The sequence below is a fragment of the Flavobacterium anhuiense genome (genome assembly GCF_050990855.1).
GTDB lineage: Bacteria > Bacteroidota > Bacteroidia > Flavobacteriales > Flavobacteriaceae > Flavobacterium > Flavobacterium anhuiense_C.
The window spans coordinates 1,501,670-1,517,554 of sequence record NZ_CP158861.1; the positions used below are offsets into that span (position 1 = coordinate 1,501,670).

Consider the following 15,885-nt stretch of genomic DNA (forward strand, 5'->3'; position numbering starts at 1 on the left):
TAATAGAACTGTAAAATGAAAAATATATATAAAATTTTAATCGCATTTATTGGTGTATTAGCGGTGTCTTGTAATGCTGACGCTGTTGACGAAAGACCGATTCTGAATGTTGTTGCAGCTCCAGAAATTACAGCACCAACAACAGGACAAAATTATGTTTTGGATGTGGAAAAAGCATCAGATGAAGTGGCTAAATTTACTTGGTCTGCTGCGGATTATTCTACAGATGTAGCAATAAAGTATACTTTGTTGATTGACAAGAAAGGTGGAGATTTTACCAATGCAAAAACATTGCAGACTACTACAAATAGTATTACAGAGGTTTCTGTTTTAGGTAAAGAATTAAATCAAGCAGCAATTGATTTAGGCGGAAAACCAGAAGTAGCTGCTGATTACGATGTGAAAATTACATCAAATGTTTCAGGAAGTTTTACTCAGGTTTCAAAAGGTTTAATTTCAATTAAGGTAACTCCTTATGTAGGAAAAGTAGATTATAATTTTGTTGATTGGTACTTAGTTGGTGATGCAACTGTTTCTGGTTGGGACAATAATAAAGGAAATCAAATCTTGTTCAGAAATGCGAAAAATGCTAATGAATACGTGTTTACAGGATACTTTAAAAAAGGATATTTTAAAGCTATTCAAAACCTAGGAAGCTGGGCTCCAATGTATGGAGGTAAAGATGGCTCTCTAGTTTTCAGAGCAACAGAAGGAGATCAAGATCCTCCAAGTATTGAAATCGCTGCTGATGGATACTACAAATTTAAAATGGATGTTCAGAAATTATCTTATACTCTAGAGCCATACGCAGCAGGAGCTACAGCACCAACATATAATACAGTGGGTATTATTGGAGATGCAACTGCTAAAGGATGGGATGCATCTACACCAATGGTTAAATCAACGTTTAATGCGCATATTTGGACTTTAGGTATAACGTCTCTAAATGATGGCGGAATGAAATTCAGAGCAAATGACGCCTGGGATGTTTCTTGGGGTGGAACTACTGCCTTTTCAGGTGGAGGTACTGGAGACAATATTCCAGTTGCCAAATCTAAATATGTTATTTACTTCAATGACTTAGACGGAAGTTATCTAATGATTCCTAATCAATAAAAACTTCAGTTAATAACTGAAAAAGGGCTATCTCCAGATAGCCCTTTTTTAATCAAGCTAACTAACCACACAAACCACGAGATTATGAAAAAAACATTACTTTTTATTTTCTTTTTATTGTCTATTGTAGCAGATGCTCAACAGATAACAGTATCACCAGCTGTATTTCAAGTCAATGAGCAAATAACCATAACAGCTTCATTCGCATCGAATATATGTAATACAATGGGAACCAATCCCGCTAAGGTTTATATGCATGCAGGTATTGGTAACGAAGCAAATCCTTGGCAAGTTGTCAAAGGAAATTGGGGATCTGACGATGGCGTTGGATTAATGACAAAAAATGCAAACGGAACTTGGAGCATTACCATTACGCCAAGTGTTTATTTTGGATTGACCTCTACACAGCAGTCTGCAGCGACAAAAATGGGAGTTGTATTTAGAAATGCAAACGGAAGCCAAACATTAAAATTGGCTCCTTCATGTTCTGATTTTTTTGTTAACGTGGGTTCTTTCCAAGTTACACTGACTTCTCCAACAGAAAATAGCACTTCAATTGTTACTTCTGGTTCCAATTTTAATATTAGTGCAACCAATACTGGTGGAGCAGGAAGTTATACCCTGAAAGCAAACGGAATAACCATAAATACAAATGCAAGCACGTCAAGTTATTCATATACACATACCAATATTACGAGCAATCAAAGTTATGAGCTAATTGCAACTCAAGGAGCAACTACAGTTTCTAAGAAATTTGCAGTAGTTGTAAATCCTAACACGATTTCTGAAACTATGCCTACTGGCTTAGTTGATGGAATTAATTATAACTCAGCCGATTTTACCAAAGCGACTTTGGTTTTGGATGCGCCTCTAAAAGATTTTGTTTATGTTGCGGGAAGTTTCAATAATTGGCAGCCAACAGCGGCTTATGCTATGAAAAAAGATCCATCTTCTGGAAAATTTTGGTTAGAAATAACAGGTTTGGTTTCAGGAGAAAACAACACTTATCAATATTGGGTTGTAGATGCAACGCCACTTGCCAATTCGCCAGCAATGGTAAAAACAGCAGATCCATATTCAACTTTGGTTTTATCTCCTTACGATGATCCTTCAATTTCGGCTTCAAAATATCCAAATATGCCGGTATATCCTGTGGGACAAAACTTTGAGGTTACGGTTTTAAAAACGGGACAAACTCCTTACAACTGGCAAGTGACAAACTTTGTAAAACCTGAAAAAGAAAAATTAGTAGTTTATGAAGTTTTAGTTCGTGATTTTGATGCGGCAAGAAGCTATCAAAGTTTGATTGATAAAATAGATTATTTTAAAAATTTAAAAATAAACGCAATCGAATTAATGCCAGTAATGGAATTTGAAGGCAATGAAAGTTGGGGTTACAATACTTCGTTTCATTTGGCTTTGGATAAATTCTACGGAACTTCAGACAAATTGAAAGAGTTTATCGATTTGTGCCATCAAAACGGAATTGCTGTGATTCTAGATGTGGCGCTAAATCATGCTTTTGGAAGAAATCCGATGGTAAGAATGTGGATGAATGATCCTGATGGAGATGGTTTTGGATCTCCAACAGCTGAGAATCCATACTTTAATACAGTAGCAAAACACAGTTATAGTGTAGGTGAAGATTTTAATCATCAATCGCTAAAAACACAGTATTATGTAAATCGTGTGATTAAACAATGGATTGAAGAATATAAAATTGACGGTTTCCGTTGGGATTTAACCAAAGGATTTACGCAATCGTGTACAGCAAGCGATAATTCTTGTACCGATTCTTACCAGCAAGATCGTGTTGATATTTTGAAAAAATACGCTGATTTTTCTTGGGCAATAGATCCAACGCATTATACCATTTTTGAACATTTAGGTTCTGATGCTGAGGAACAGCAATGGGCCAATTACAGAGTAACTGAAACACAAAGTAAAGGTGTAATGATGTGGGGAAAAATGACAAAAGAATACAATCAATTGTCAATGGGATACGCTTCTGAAAGTAATATTTACAGAATGAATAGTGCCAACCGCGGATTTACTGCAAACCGTTTAATGGGTTATGCAGAAAGCCATGACGAAGAACGTTTGATGTATAAAAATGTTCAGTACGGTGCGTCAAACGGGAGCTATAATGTAAAGGCATTAAATACGGCATTGTCAAGAATGTCTGCAATTGGAGCAGTTTCTTTACTGATTCCAGGGCCGAAGATGATTTGGCATTTTGGTGAATTAGGAATGGATGATTCAATTTTTACTTGTAATAACGGAACTGTAAATGATGAAACAACAACAACTCCTAACGATTGTAAATTAGATACAAAACCACAGCCACAATGGACAGAAAATTGGCTTGGCGATTCAAATCGAAATAAAATTTACAACGATTGGGCTAAAATGATTACTCTTAAAAAAACAGAGCCAGTATTTTTAGGAACGGCAACAATGGCCAATACCACTACTTTAATGGTGAATATCAAAATTACAAACAGCAATTTGACTTCTGCACAGCTTAAAGACATTGTGATTTTGGCGAATTTTGATACAACAGCACAAAATATGATTCCAGGTTTTCAATATACTGGCGCTTGGTATAATTTGATGGATAATTCAACAATTAATATTGCCGATGTAAATGTTCCAATAAGTTTAGCACCAGGAGAATTTAGAATTTATGGCAATAAACAAGCAAATTTGGCAATAGAAGATTTTGAAAAAGGAAGCCAAGTTAGTTTATATCCAAATCCTGTTGCCGATTATTTTACTTTAGGATTTCAAACTTCAAAAGTAGATATCTATTCTCTTGCAGGACAATTAGTAAAAACATTTAATACAAACGGAAATTCAGATTATCAATTCTCAGTTAGTGGTTTAGCTTCTGGATTATATCTTGTAAAGACGTTTGACGAGAATAATAAAGTTCGCGTTGCGAAATTTATTAAAAATTAAGTTTGGTTAGTAATGAAAAAGGGCTGTCTAGAAATGGACAGCCTTTTTTTTGTTTAGGTAATTTTCTAATTATAAAATCTTTTATTTTGGGTGTTTTAATGTCTTTAAGATGTGGTTGAATAAGCAGACATTATTTTGTGATTTAACTATAATTGTTTGGTTTATTTTTTTCTTTTAGGGTCGTTGTATTCCCCGATTAAAGAATAATATCCAAATGTTCCTAATCCCATAACGATAAGCGGAGTAAGAATAAAAAGAATAATTACACCAAATACCAAATCATCCTGCTGGTCCGAAAGAAGTTTTGGCAAACCAAATTCAAACACGCAAAAATAGGCAGCAGCTGCGGCCAAAGCAATCCATAACGCCCCTAAAACTTGTTTAATCGCATTCATTTTTTATAAATTTTAAAGGTGAGTAATTTTGTTTTTGTTGTCAATATAAATCATGCCAATAACAAAGCAGATTCCGGCAATAATTATAGGATACCATAATCCGTCCAAATAAAAATCCGCTTTGCCTGCTGTTTTGGCGTGTGATACAAAATAGGTGGAAATGGCAGGAAGCAATCCGCCAAAAATTCCATTCCCAACATGATAAGGTAATGACATAGAAGTATATCTGATTTTGGTTGGAAACATTTCAACTAAAAATGCAGCAATAGGACCATACACCATCGTTACGAAAAGCACTTGAATAAAAACCAGAAAGATTAAAGCCCATTTATCTGTTGAATTTATTTGGATTGAGACACTTGTTTGCACATCTTTTTTATCCACGTACGTTTTTTTCTCAATCATGGTTGTACCGTCAGTATATTTTTTTTGAATGGTTGTAACAGAACTTCCGTCAGCTTTCTTTTCAGTTGTTTCTCTCGGATTTTCTACGATTTCTGTTTTTTGGCTAATGTCTGTTGTGCTGTACATTGCTTTATAAATAGGTCTGTACGATAGAATTGCCAAAAGCATTCCGAACATCATAATATATTTACGTCCAATTTTGTCACTCAGCCATCCAAAAACGATAAAAAACGGAGTTCCGATTAAAAGCGCAATTCCTAATAATTCATCAACTTGTGAGGAATCCACATTCATTACCGTTTTCATAAAACTCATGGCATAGAATTGACCCGTATACCAAACAACACCTTGTCCCATTGTAGCTCCGAACAAAGCCAAAAGCACAAATTTTAAATTGTATCTGTTTCCAAAACTTTCTTTTAACGGATTCGTGCTTGTGGTTCCTTCTTTTTTAGCTTTCGCGAAAACAGGAGACTCATCCATATTTTTTCTAATTAAATAGGAAACGCCAACCATAGCAATCGAAACCCAAAATGGAACACGCCATCCCCAAGTATCAAAAGCTTCAGCAGAAAGTGCGCTTTTGGTTGCCAGAATAACCATTAGAGAAATAAACAAACCAACGGTAGCAGTAGTTTGAATCCAAGAAGTCCAATAGCCTTTTTCTCCCGCTGGAGCGTGCTCTGCAACATAGGTAGCGGCTCCGCCATATTCGCCGCCAAGTGCGAGTCCTTGAAGCAAACGCAAAATCAAAACTAATAAAGGAGCTAGAAAACCAATCGTTTCGTAACTTGGAATACAGCCAATTAAAAAAGTAGAACCACCCATTAATAATAAGGTAGCCATAAAAGTATATTTACGCCCAATAATATCACCGAGCCTTCCAAAGAACAAAGCTCCAAATGGACGAACTACAAATCCAGCGGCAAATGTGGCTAAAGTAGATAAGAACGCTGCGGTCGGATTGTCGCTAGGGAAAAATTTAGTAGAAATAACGACAGCCAAACTGCCAAAAATATAAAAGTCATACCATTCGATCATGGTGCCCATAGAAGAGGCCGAAATTACTTTCCAAATGCCCTTAGTAGAAGTTTTGCTCATAAAACAACTTTGAGATCTTGTTAATATATGAATTCTAAAAATACAGTTTTACGAATATAGAAGATATTTTTTTATTCACTTAATACTTTTTTAACAAAAACTATTTATTTGTTGACTTTTGATTTCGAAGTAAAAAAAGATTTAACCGCAAAGACACAAAGAAAAAAAACGCAAGGTTCGCAAAGTTTAAAATAGCTTTGCGAACCTTGCGTAAATCTTTGCGCTCTTTGCGGTTAAAAAAACAGAAAAGTATAAAAACAAAAAACCCGAATATTTCTATTCGGGTTTCGTGGTACCTCCAGGGATCGAACCAGGGACACATGGATTTTCAGTCCATTGCTCTACCATCTGAGCTAAGGTACCGTGCTTGTTGCGGGTGCAAATATATAATCATTTTTGGTTTGTGCAAAACATTTTTTAGAAAAAATCTATTCGTATCTTCGCAAAAGCAAAAAAGGAAATATGATTTTAACGGTCGATGTTGGTAATACAAGAATTAAAGCATCTGTATTTGAGGGTAATACTTCTCTAGAAAATTTTGTTTTTGATAAAAATGAAATCGAAAAAAAAATTAAAAATATTTTAGAAAAATATCCAAAATGCTCCGATTTGGTTGTGGCTTCGGTTGGAAATATCGAAAAACAGTCCTTTTTGACTTTCGAAAATAGACTGAAAGTTCACTTTTTTACTCACGAAGATGTTTTTCCTTTCCATAATAAGTATGCAACGCCAAAAACTTTAGGTATAGATCGAATGATTTTGGCCGCTGGAGCAACGCTGCAATTTCCAAAACAAAATCGTTTGGTTATAGATGCTGGAACTTGCATTACCTACGATTTTATCGACGAAAATGACAATTATTTAGGAGGAGCCATATCTCCGGGACTTCGTTTGCGATATGAAGCATTGCATAATTTTACGGCTAGACTGCCGTTACTAACCTTAGAATCGCCCGATTCTTATGTGGGAAACTCGACTGCACAGGCCATACATTCTGGTGTTGTCAATGGTTTCGTCTATGAGATTGACGGTTTTATCGATGAATATCGCAAAGAGTTTTCAAATTTTATCATAATTTTAACGGGAGGCGATGCAGATTTTTTGGCTAAACGATTAAAAAATACCATATTTGCCAATTCAAATTTCCTTCTAGAGAGTTTGAGCCAAACATATCAATATAAAATCGACAATGATTAAAAAAGTAATACTAAGCGCTTGTTTGCTTATATCGTTCGTTTCATTCGCTCAACAAGGTACAGCTTCGCCTTATTCTTTTTTCGGAATAGGAGATGTAAGATTCAAGGGAACACTTGAAAACAGATCTATGGCAGGAGTTGCAGTAGAGCAAGATACGATTCACTTAAATTTAGAAAATCCGGCAAGTTATGCCAGCTTAATTCAGACAACTTTTACAGTTGGAGGAACATTTGCAACTTCTAATTTAAAAACGACTTCTCAATCAGAAAAAGCACAACGCTCTACTTTTGATTATTTGGCACTAGGAATTCCAATGGGGAAATTTGGTGCTTCATTTGGTTTGATTCCCGTAAGTTCCGTAGGATATAAAATTCGTGAAGACAATTCAGCAACAGAAGGAGCGACAAGTTCTCAGCTTGACGGAAAAGGTGGTGTAAATAAGGTATACTTCGGTTTGTCATATAAAATAATGCATAACTGGAATATTGGAGTAGATGCACAGTATAATTTTGGAAAAATTACTACAACAAGTATAGAGGCAATTACAGGAGTTCAAAATGGAACTGCAGAGGTTAATACCTCAGAACTTTCGGGAGTTGGATTCAGTTTCGGAACCATGTATCAGAAAAAAATCAATAAAAAAACTAGCATATTTTCTAGTTTGAGTTATTCTTTTGCGAGTAATCTAAATTCAGATAATACAAGAGTAATCTCAGTTCAAGGAGATTCAGATTCTTATGTAGTTCCAACTGAAACAACAAAATTAAAACTGCCAAACAAATTGAGTATTGGCTTGGGGGTTGGTGAAGCTAGAAAATGGCTTGTGGGAGCAAATATGACTTTTCAAGGAGACGGACAGTTAGCAAATTATTATAATTCTGCAAGCAATGTAAGATATGAGAGCTATTCTAAATATGCTGTTGGAGGTTATTACCTTCCAAATTATGCTTCTTTTACAAGCTATATGAGCAGGATTACCTATAGAGCTGGTCTGAAATATGAAAAAATTGGTCTTATTGTAAATAACGAATCTATTAAAGATGTCGGAATGACATTAGGTGCCGGAATTCCAATTCCTGGATCTTTCTCAAATGTCAATTTCGGAATCGAATTTGGTAAGCGTGGTACAACATCAGCAGACTTAGTACAGGAGAATTATGTTAATTTTAGTCTAAGTTTCTCTTTCAACGATAAGTGGTTCGTGAAGAGCAAATACCAATAATCAAAATATTTTATCTTTTAGAAGCTCATTACAATTTACTACATTTGGCAAATGAATTTACCAAAAAGATATAGTTTAATAGTTGTCACAGTTATTGCTGTGACAATGTTTTTTGGATGCGAAAGTAATTTTAAAGAAGTTCAGAAAATTAACTTCTCAGAATTTGTTCCTGCCAGTGATGCCGATACTGTAAATATTAAATACACAGATTCTGGACGCATTACAGGAGTTTTGATAAGTCCGAAAATGTTAGATTATTCAAATCTTGATTTTCCTTTTACAGAATTCCCAAAAGGAATAGATGTTACTTTATACGATAAAAAGCAAAAACGTACCTTTATACGTGGTAATTACGCTGTTTCGTATAAAAATACAGGAATCATCGATTTGATAGGCAAAGTAAAAATTACTTCTGAAGAAGGACAGATGTTAGAAACAGAACAGTTGTATTTCGATCAGAAAAACGAGTGGTTTTATACAGAACGAAAGTTCAAATTGACCGATAAAAAGGGAGTTTCCTATGGTCAGGGAATAGATTTTAGCAAAGATTTTAAAGTGATCAATTCGCAGCGAATAAGCGGTGAAATCGAATCAGACGAAGAATTATAATATTATGGGTTATTTAAAATATACACAATACGTTTACATCCTTTTTGCAGTTTTCTTTACTTATGATGGTATAGTAAAACTAAATGAAGGAGATGAGAGCTATCCTTTTTATTTTGTAATTGCAGGAATGGCTATTTTTATGTTTTTCTTTAGGAGAAGATTTCTTAATAAGCATAACGACCGAAATAAAAACCAATAAAAAATGGAAATTAGTATTATAATAATCTGTTTAATACTAGCCGCCTTTTTTTCTGGGATGGAAATCGCTTTTACATCCGCCAACAAAATTTATCTCGAAATAGAAAAGAAACAGGATGATTTCCTGTCTCGAATCTTAACAAAACTAACCGAAAATCCATCCAAATTTATTGCTGCCATGCTTATTGGCAATAATGTAGCTTTGGTGATTTACGGTTTTTTTATGGGCGATCTAATTTTAAATTGGATGGCTTATTTTGGTTTAGTCTTTTCTGATTGGTGGAATATTCTAATCCAGACGCTTCTTGCCACATTTGTTGTTTTGCTGACATCAGAATTTTTTCCAAAAGTATTTTTTCAAATTTACGCCAATTCTTTAATTAAGATTCTGGCACTTCCGGCATACTTGTTTTATCGACTGTTTTATTACATTTCTACTTTCTTTATTTGGATTGCAGATTTTGTATTGAGTAAATTCTTTAAAACCGAAGGAAGCCAAATTCATCTGTTTAGTAGAATTGAACTCGGAAATTACATAACCGAGCAAATGAGCACCGTTGAAGAAGATGAAGAAGTAGATTCTGAAATTCAGATTTTTCAAAATGCATTAGAGTTTTCCAATGTTAAGGCGCGCGATATCATGACGCCTCGAACAGAAATTGTAGACATTGATTTGTTTAATAGCGTTGATGATCTTAGAGCTATGTTTATAGAAACCGGATATTCCAAGATTATTATAAGTCAGAATTCATTAGATGATATCGTAGGGTATGTGCATTCTTTTGACTTGTTTAAAAAACCATCTACGATAAAGTCGGTTTTAATGACAGTCGAATTTGTTCCAGAAACAATCTTGATTAAAGATGTTTTGAATCTGTTAATTAAAAAGCGAAAAAACGTTGCCGTTGTTTTGGATGAATATGGGGGGACTTCTGGAATTATTACCATTGAAGATATTGTAGAAGAACTTTTCGGTGAAATTGAAGACGAGCACGATCTAGATGAAGAATTGATTGAAGAAGAAATAGGGGAAGGCAAGTATTTGTTTTCAACTCGATTAGATGTAGAGTATTTGAATGAGGCCTATAAATTAATGATTCCAGAAGAGGACTCGTACGGTACATTAGGAGGATTTATTGTCAATCATACGAAAGAAATCCCACAAAAAGGAGATAAAATTGTAATAGATAAGTTTCATTTTCGCATTGAAGAGGCGACAAATAAGAAAATAGAACTAGTCAAATTGACAATTAAAGACTGATTTTTTAAATTAATAAAAAAAAATGTGTAAAATAAAACGCTAGTTGTATTGTTATTAACTAGATAATTGTATTTTCGCAAACTGAATATAAAATTAACGATAATAAAATGGCAGTTTTAGCAAAAATTAGACAGCGTTCCGCTTTATTGATAGGAGTTATTGCACTTGCATTATTTGCATTTATAATACAAGATCTATTTACAAGAGGAACATTTGGTCAAAGTTCAAAAGATGTAGGAAGCATCGATGGAAAAGATATTTCATTTGAAGACTTTAGAGTTAAAGTTAGTAATGTTGAAAAAAGTGGGCAAGGCATAACTTCCACTGAAGCTGCAAACAGAGTTTGGGATCAAGAAGTTTCAATCGCTTTATTGTCATCTCAATTTGACAAATTAGGATTGAGAGTTGGTGAAAAACACATTTTAGAGGTTTTGAAATCAGATCCAAATATTGGTAAAAATCCAATGTTCTTAAACGCAGCAGGAATTTTTGATGTGGTTAAGTTCAAAGATTATTTTAAAACAAATCCAGAAGCAGCGCAATACATCTCTCAAAAAGAGAAAGATGCTGAATTGAATGCAAAGTTTCAAATCTATAATACTTTAATTAAATCAGGACTTTACACAACTGCTAGTGAAGGAAAATTAAAGTATGAAATGGAATCTAACAAAGTAAGTTTCGCATACGCAGCAGCTCCTTATTCTTCTATTAAAGATAGTGAAGTAAAAATCTCTGATGATGAGATCGTAGCTTACATGAAGAAAAACGAGAAAAAATTTAAAGCTGATGCAACTCGCGAAATCCAATATGTTTTAGTTGAAGACAAAGCTTCTAAAGAAGATGAGGCCGAAATTAAAGCTAAATTAACTGCGTTGTTATCAGGAAGTGTTGTTTACAACGCAAAAACTGGTAAAAACGATACATTGCCAGGATTTAAAAACGCAACAAACATTGCTGAATTTGTAAACGCAAATTCTGATGTTCCTTACGATTCTACTTATGTTCCTAAAAATGCATTGCCAGCAGTTGACGCTGACAAATTATTCAGCTTGCCAGCTGGAGCAATCTACGGACCATATGTATATGGAAGATATTATGCAATTTCTAAATCTCAAGGATTTAAAGCTGGTGTTAACGCAAAAGCAAGCCATATCTTAATTGGTTACGAAGGATCTCAAACTCCAAGTCCAAAAGAGAAAAGAACTAAAGAAGAAGCTAAAGCTAAAGCTGAAGAAATTTTAGCGCAAGTACAAGCTAACCCAGATAGTTTTATGATGTTGGCTTTTACAAGTTCTGATGATTCATCTGCACAACAAGGTGGTGATTTAGGATATTTTGGACCAAACCAAATGGTAAAACCTTTCAATGATTTTGTATTCAGCAACGGAATTGGTAAAGTTGGTTTAGTTGAAACTCCTTTCGGATTTCACATTATCAAAATTACTGACAAACAAGACGGAATTCGTTTAGCTACAATCGCTCAAAAAATTGAGCCTTCTGAAGCTACTTCTGATAAAGTATTTACATTAGCAACTAAATTTGAAATGGATGCTGCTGATAAAGATTTCAATGCTGCAGCTAAAGAATTAGGTTTAAAAGTTGCTCAGCCAGTTAATGCAAAAGCTATGGATGAAGCGTTTGGACCATTAGGAAACCAACGTAACATTGTAAGATGGGCATTTGATAAAGAAACTGGTAAAGGAGATGTAAAACGTTTTGAAATTGCAAATATCGGTCACGTTATTGCACAGTATAAAGGTGAAAACAAATCTGGTTTAGTTTCTGTTGATATGGCAAGACCTTATGTTGAGCCAATCTTGAAAAACAAGAAAAAAGCAGAATTGTTAAAAGCTAAAATGCAAGGTTCAAGCATCGAAGCTATTGCTAAAGCGGCAGGAGTTGCTGTTCAGCAAGCTGCTGATGTAACGCTTGACAATCCAGTATTGCCAGGTGGAGTTGGACAAGAACCACAAGTTGTAGGTAATGCGTTTGCTTTAGCAGCAAACAAAATTTCTGCTCCAATTGAAGGAAATACAGGTGTTTATGTTGTTAAAAACATCAAAACTGTAAAAGCTCCTGCAATTGCTAATCACGCTGCGTATGTAGAGAAAGTAAAAGCTCAAAGCGCTAATGATGCAAGTAGAGTATTGCCAGCGTTGAAAAACAATGCTAAAATTGAAGATAACAGATTGCAATTTAATTACTAATTAAAAAGTAATTCTTCTTATAAAGAAACCCGAAACGCTTATGTGTTTCGGGTTTTTATTTTTCTTATGAGATTATAAATTATGATTTGTATTTTTTTAGTGTTAATTTTCTAAAAGTATATAGAGATTATCGAAATTTAATTTAAAAAACTTGTGACTTTCAAATTATTACAGTTAATTTGCTCGATTTTTCACTTTACATATTATTAGCTTTTGCTGAAAATAGATAGACAAGAAAAAATCGATTCCAATAAACAAATGCTTTAAAAATCAATTATTTAAATGTTTTTTGCTTTTAAATTTTTTAGAAGGAAGCCGAGAGTATATACCAAAATAGAAAGCCATATTTACGGTATTATCATTGAGCTTTTAAAAGTGGGCAGCACCGACATCAACGTTGATGAATTGGGTGGGAAGTATTATTTGAGTAATGAAGAACAACATTTTAAGGTTACTATTTTGAGTAATGATAATGTCATTAGATTAACCAATACACATGATTCTGTTGCCGAAAAATACGATAAAATTTTTGTTGAAGATGTTTTAAGAGCAGTAAAAGAAGAGAAACACCGCCGAATGGAAGTGGTGTATGATTCTATTACCAATAGCATTGAAAAGATGGCAGAACGCTTGCATAATAGACTTATCGAGTCAAATGAGCAAGATAAATCTGTACGCCGTTTGGAGACGAAAGAAACTAAAAGCAATAAAAAAGCGAATTAATAATTATGATGAAATGATTTTTATAAAATCATTTCATCATAAGTTAAAATAGTTTCATATCCTTTATTAAAGAAATATTCTTTCGGGTTTTCTTTAGAAACTACCAATATAAAATCGCCGCCCCATGCGCCTAGACTTTTAATTACGCCATTAAAATCGGGAAAAATAGCCTCTTTTATGGTCTGCATTTCTAAGACTTTACTCAGATGAATTTCATGTTTTTGAATCGCAGAAGCAAATTCTTTTAATGTTTTGGCATGAAGAATGGCGTCTGTAATTTTGTTGTTCTCTGCGACGCTTGCTGCTAAATGGCTGCTTTTGTGGTTGTTGTAGGAGTATATGGCAGACTTGCTGTTTTGTTTTTTATTTAAATAAACAAAATAAAGCTGGTCTTTAAAATCGGGATTAAATTCAACTTGTTCTACAAAATTATCTTTTATTCGATATAAAACAGGCGTATTGTTTTGTGCACAAGCAATGTCGTAACCGCTTCCGCCAAAGCTGTTTTTTAAAAGCGTAAAAGCATTAATTTCGGTCCATTGCGCAATATTATTAATGAGAGTAGAAGAGGTTCCTAACCCCCAGTTTTTTGGAAAACTTAAGTGCGTACTTACCTTATAGCCCTTGGCCGTATCGATGAATTTTGGATTTAAAACATAAGCTTCATGAAGAATGTTAACTAAGGTTGACTTTACAGTATCTATTGCCGGATCTGAACCTTTTATAACCTCTTCGAAAGTGATAATTTCTTTAAACCACAAATGATTATCGTGATCATAGCTATTCCAGTCGATTTGCTTGTCTTCTGAATCTTCAATTACTAAATCCTGACCAAATTTTGTAGGTAACGCAAAAGCATCTGCTCCGTCCAAAACGAGATATTCTCCTGCAATAAAAAGTTTTCCGTTACTATAAAAGGTTGTTGACATATTATTCTAAAATTTCAATTCCTAAAATTTCAAATCCCAACGTTGGAATTTGGAATTTAAAACATTGGAATTTACGGGATTGTTTATTTTCTTAAATTCTCAATAAATTCTACCACGGCGCTATGAGAAACCGCTATTTTTTTGAAGTGCGTTTTAATTAAATGGCGCTCTTCGTCGGTAGCTTCAAATTGATTGATGATATTGTTAAGGTGCATTTTCATGTGGCCTTCTTGAATTCCTGTGGTAGTTAAGGAGCGTAATGCTGCAAAATTTTGCGCTAAACCTGCAACAGCCACAATTTCCATTAATTCTGGTGCAGAAGGTTTTTCTAAAATTTCTAAACACAATTTTACTAATGGATGTAAAGAAGTCAGGCCGCCAACTGTACCAACGGCAAGTGGAATTTCAAGCCAAAAAGTAAAAATGCCATTCTCGATCTTAGCGTGAGATAAACTTGCGTATTGGCCGTTTCTGGCGGCATACGCATGTACTCCAGCCTCTACAGCTCTAAAATCATTTCCTGTTGCTAAAATTACAGCATCAACACCATTCATGATGCCTTTGTTGTGCGTAACCGCTCTAAAAGGTTCGACTTCTGCAATTTGAACGGCTTGAACAAAACGTTCTGCAAACTCTTGTGGATTGGTAATGTGTTTTTCTGATAATTCTTCGATTGGACAAGAAACTTCGGCTCTAACAAGGCAATGAGGCACGTAGTTAGAAAGGATACTCATGATGACTTCTAAGTTTTCACCATTTTTGCATAAGTCTGAAGTTTGAGCTTCTTCTTTTAAAGTAGAGGCAAATTGCTCTAAACAAGAATTTATAAAATTGGCTCCCATGCTGTCTTTGGTTTCAAAAGTGGCATGAAGCTGGTAGTAATTTTCAAGTAAACTTCTTTTGTCTTTTAGTTTTATGTCTAAAATACCACCGCCACGTTGTTGCATATTTTTGGTAATGCTTTGCGTTTCTGAGAAGAATTTAGATTTTATTTGATCAAAAAACGGAGTTAGTTTTTCGGCATCTCCATTATAAGTAAAATGAACTTGGCCAATTTTTTCCGTATTAATTATAGTAGCTTTGAATCCGCCTCTTGTAGACCAGTATTTTGCTGCTTTAGAAGCGGCCGCTACAACAGAACTTTCTTCAATAGCCATCGGAATGGTTTTGTATTTTCCGTTGATCAAAAAATTAGGAGCAACTCCAAGTGGAATATAAAGGTTGGTAATCGTGTTTTCTATAAATTCATCATGAAGTTGCTGAAGCTTGTCGTCTGAATTCCAGTAATTTCTTATAATATTTTGTGCCTCCTCAGGATTTGAAAAATATTCATTTGCGATCCAGTTAATTTTTTCTTTTTTGGATAATTTAGAAAATCCAGCAACAGCGTTGTTCATTCTCAGTATATTAAATAATAATGTTGCGGCAAAGATACTATTTTAAGAGTTTTGTTTGCAATGTATTTTAAAGTTGGAAATACGCAATCGTTATTTTTTTTAACATTTAACACTTAAAATGTGTATTATGTTTATTTTTTTTACTAAAATTGGGCTCTTTTTAT

13 protein-coding genes and 1 tRNA gene are annotated in these 15,885 nt (G+C 34.2%); 9 read left to right on the forward strand and 5 right to left on the reverse strand.

Annotated elements, in window-relative coordinates; genetic code table 11:
- The first annotated feature begins 15 nt into the window (after positions 1 to 15).
- The gene (locus ABTV69_RS06815; RefSeq protein WP_433834881.1) at positions 16 to 1,116 is read left to right on the forward strand and encodes a SusE domain-containing protein; all 1,101 of its coding nucleotides are present in this window, start codon (positions 16 to 18) and stop codon (positions 1,114 to 1,116) included.
- Between the two features lie 84 nt (positions 1,117 to 1,200).
- Entirely contained in the window at positions 1,201 to 4,077 is a 2,877-nt protein-coding gene (locus ABTV69_RS06820; RefSeq protein WP_433834882.1) for an alpha-amylase family glycosyl hydrolase, read from the forward strand.
- Positions 4,078 to 4,238: 161 nt separating this feature from the next.
- On the opposite strand, the gene ABTV69_RS06825 is transcribed toward ABTV69_RS06820, so the two are convergent.
- The 3 genes from ABTV69_RS06825 to ABTV69_RS06835 all read right to left on the reverse strand — a co-directional run bounded on the left by ABTV69_RS06825 (position 4,239) and on the right by ABTV69_RS06835 (position 6,341).
- On the reverse strand, positions 4,239 to 4,472 hold the full coding sequence (locus ABTV69_RS06825) for a DUF6814 family protein (RefSeq protein WP_201998914.1): 234 nt from the start codon (positions 4,470 to 4,472) through the stop codon (positions 4,239 to 4,241).
- 12 nt (positions 4,473 to 4,484) lie between these two features.
- On the reverse strand, positions 4,485 to 5,978 hold the full coding sequence (locus ABTV69_RS06830) for an MFS transporter (protein ID WP_433834883.1): 1,494 nt from the start codon (positions 5,976 to 5,978) through the stop codon (positions 4,485 to 4,487).
- A gap of 290 nt (positions 5,979 to 6,268) precedes the next feature.
- Positions 6,269 to 6,341 (reverse strand) — tRNA-Phe (locus ABTV69_RS06835).
- Between the two features lie 99 nt (positions 6,342 to 6,440).
- Here ABTV69_RS06835 and ABTV69_RS06840 point away from each other — a divergent pair.
- The 7 genes from ABTV69_RS06840 (at position 6,441) to ABTV69_RS06870 (ending at position 13,395) form a co-directional block, all read left to right on the forward strand.
- The gene (locus ABTV69_RS06840) at positions 6,441 to 7,175 is read left to right on the forward strand and encodes a type III pantothenate kinase (RefSeq protein ID WP_433834884.1); all 735 of its coding nucleotides are present in this window, start codon (positions 6,441 to 6,443) and stop codon (positions 7,173 to 7,175) included.
- Positions 7,168 to 8,397, forward strand: coding sequence for a hypothetical protein (locus tag ABTV69_RS06845; RefSeq protein WP_433834885.1), 1,230 nt, complete (start codon positions 7,168 to 7,170; stop codon positions 8,395 to 8,397). The genes ABTV69_RS06840 and ABTV69_RS06845 overlap by 8 nt, the downstream gene beginning before the upstream one ends.
- A 51-nt stretch (positions 8,398 to 8,448) precedes the next feature.
- Complete coding sequence (lptC, locus tag ABTV69_RS06850) at positions 8,449 to 9,006, forward strand: LPS export ABC transporter periplasmic protein LptC (RefSeq protein WP_433834886.1); 558 nt, start codon at positions 8,449 to 8,451, stop codon at positions 9,004 to 9,006.
- Between the two features lie 4 nt (positions 9,007 to 9,010).
- Positions 9,011 to 9,205, forward strand: a complete 195-nt coding sequence (locus tag ABTV69_RS06855) for a hypothetical protein (RefSeq protein WP_111426242.1) — start codon at positions 9,011 to 9,013, stop codon at positions 9,203 to 9,205.
- A gap of 3 nt (positions 9,206 to 9,208) precedes the next feature.
- The gene (locus ABTV69_RS06860) at positions 9,209 to 10,465 is read left to right on the forward strand and encodes a hemolysin family protein (protein WP_433834887.1); all 1,257 of its coding nucleotides are present in this window, start codon (positions 9,209 to 9,211) and stop codon (positions 10,463 to 10,465) included.
- Between the two features lie 107 nt (positions 10,466 to 10,572).
- Positions 10,573 to 12,672, forward strand: a complete 2,100-nt coding sequence (locus ABTV69_RS06865) for a peptidylprolyl isomerase (protein ID WP_433834888.1) — start codon at positions 10,573 to 10,575, stop codon at positions 12,670 to 12,672.
- Positions 12,673 to 12,954: 282 nt separating this feature from the next.
- On the forward strand, positions 12,955 to 13,395 hold the full coding sequence (locus ABTV69_RS06870) for a hypothetical protein (protein WP_433834889.1): 441 nt from the start codon (positions 12,955 to 12,957) through the stop codon (positions 13,393 to 13,395).
- Positions 13,396 to 13,415: 20 nt separating this feature from the next.
- On the opposite strand, the gene ABTV69_RS06875 is transcribed toward ABTV69_RS06870, so the two are convergent.
- Positions 13,416 to 14,324, reverse strand: a complete 909-nt coding sequence (locus ABTV69_RS06875; protein WP_433834890.1) for a GYDIA family GHMP kinase — start codon at positions 14,322 to 14,324, stop codon at positions 13,416 to 13,418.
- 83 nt (positions 14,325 to 14,407) lie between these two features.
- Positions 14,408 to 15,721: a hydroxymethylglutaryl-CoA reductase, degradative gene (locus ABTV69_RS06880; protein WP_433834891.1), complete on the reverse strand. Its 1,314-nt coding sequence runs from the start codon at positions 15,719 to 15,721 to the stop codon at positions 14,408 to 14,410.
- Positions 15,722 to 15,885 lie beyond the last annotated feature (164 nt).

Bases quoted from the DNA above. Each gene is read 5' to 3' on its own strand.
- ABTV69_RS06830 (WP_433834883.1), bottom strand. From the start codon at position 5,978: ATGAGCAAAACTTCTACTAAGGGCATTTGGAAAGTAATTTCGGCCTCT.
- ABTV69_RS06840 (WP_433834884.1), top strand. From the start codon at position 6,441: ATGATTTTAACGGTCGATGTTGGTAATACAAGAATTAAAGCATCTGTA.
- ABTV69_RS06825 (WP_201998914.1), bottom strand. From the start codon at position 4,472: ATGAATGCGATTAAACAAGTTTTAGGGGCGTTATGGATTGCTTTGGCC.
- ABTV69_RS06845 (WP_433834885.1), top strand. From the start codon at position 7,168: ATGATTAAAAAAGTAATACTAAGCGCTTGTTTGCTTATATCGTTCGTT.
- ABTV69_RS06870 (WP_433834889.1), top strand. From the start codon at position 12,955: ATGTTTTTTGCTTTTAAATTTTTTAGAAGGAAGCCGAGAGTATATACC.
- ABTV69_RS06875 (WP_433834890.1), bottom strand. From the start codon at position 14,324: ATGTCAACAACCTTTTATAGTAACGGAAAACTTTTTATTGCAGGAGAA.
- ABTV69_RS06820 (WP_433834882.1), top strand. From the start codon at position 1,201: ATGAAAAAAACATTACTTTTTATTTTCTTTTTATTGTCTATTGTAGCA.
- ABTV69_RS06865 (WP_433834888.1), top strand. From the start codon at position 10,573: ATGGCAGTTTTAGCAAAAATTAGACAGCGTTCCGCTTTATTGATAGGA.
- lptC (WP_433834886.1), top strand. From the start codon at position 8,449: ATGAATTTACCAAAAAGATATAGTTTAATAGTTGTCACAGTTATTGCT.
- ABTV69_RS06860 (WP_433834887.1), top strand. From the start codon at position 9,209: ATGGAAATTAGTATTATAATAATCTGTTTAATACTAGCCGCCTTTTTT.
- ABTV69_RS06815 (WP_433834881.1), top strand. From the start codon at position 16: ATGAAAAATATATATAAAATTTTAATCGCATTTATTGGTGTATTAGCG.
- ABTV69_RS06855 (WP_111426242.1), top strand. From the start codon at position 9,011: ATGGGTTATTTAAAATATACACAATACGTTTACATCCTTTTTGCAGTT.
- ABTV69_RS06880 (WP_433834891.1), bottom strand. From the start codon at position 15,721: ATGAACAACGCTGTTGCTGGATTTTCTAAATTATCCAAAAAAGAAAAA.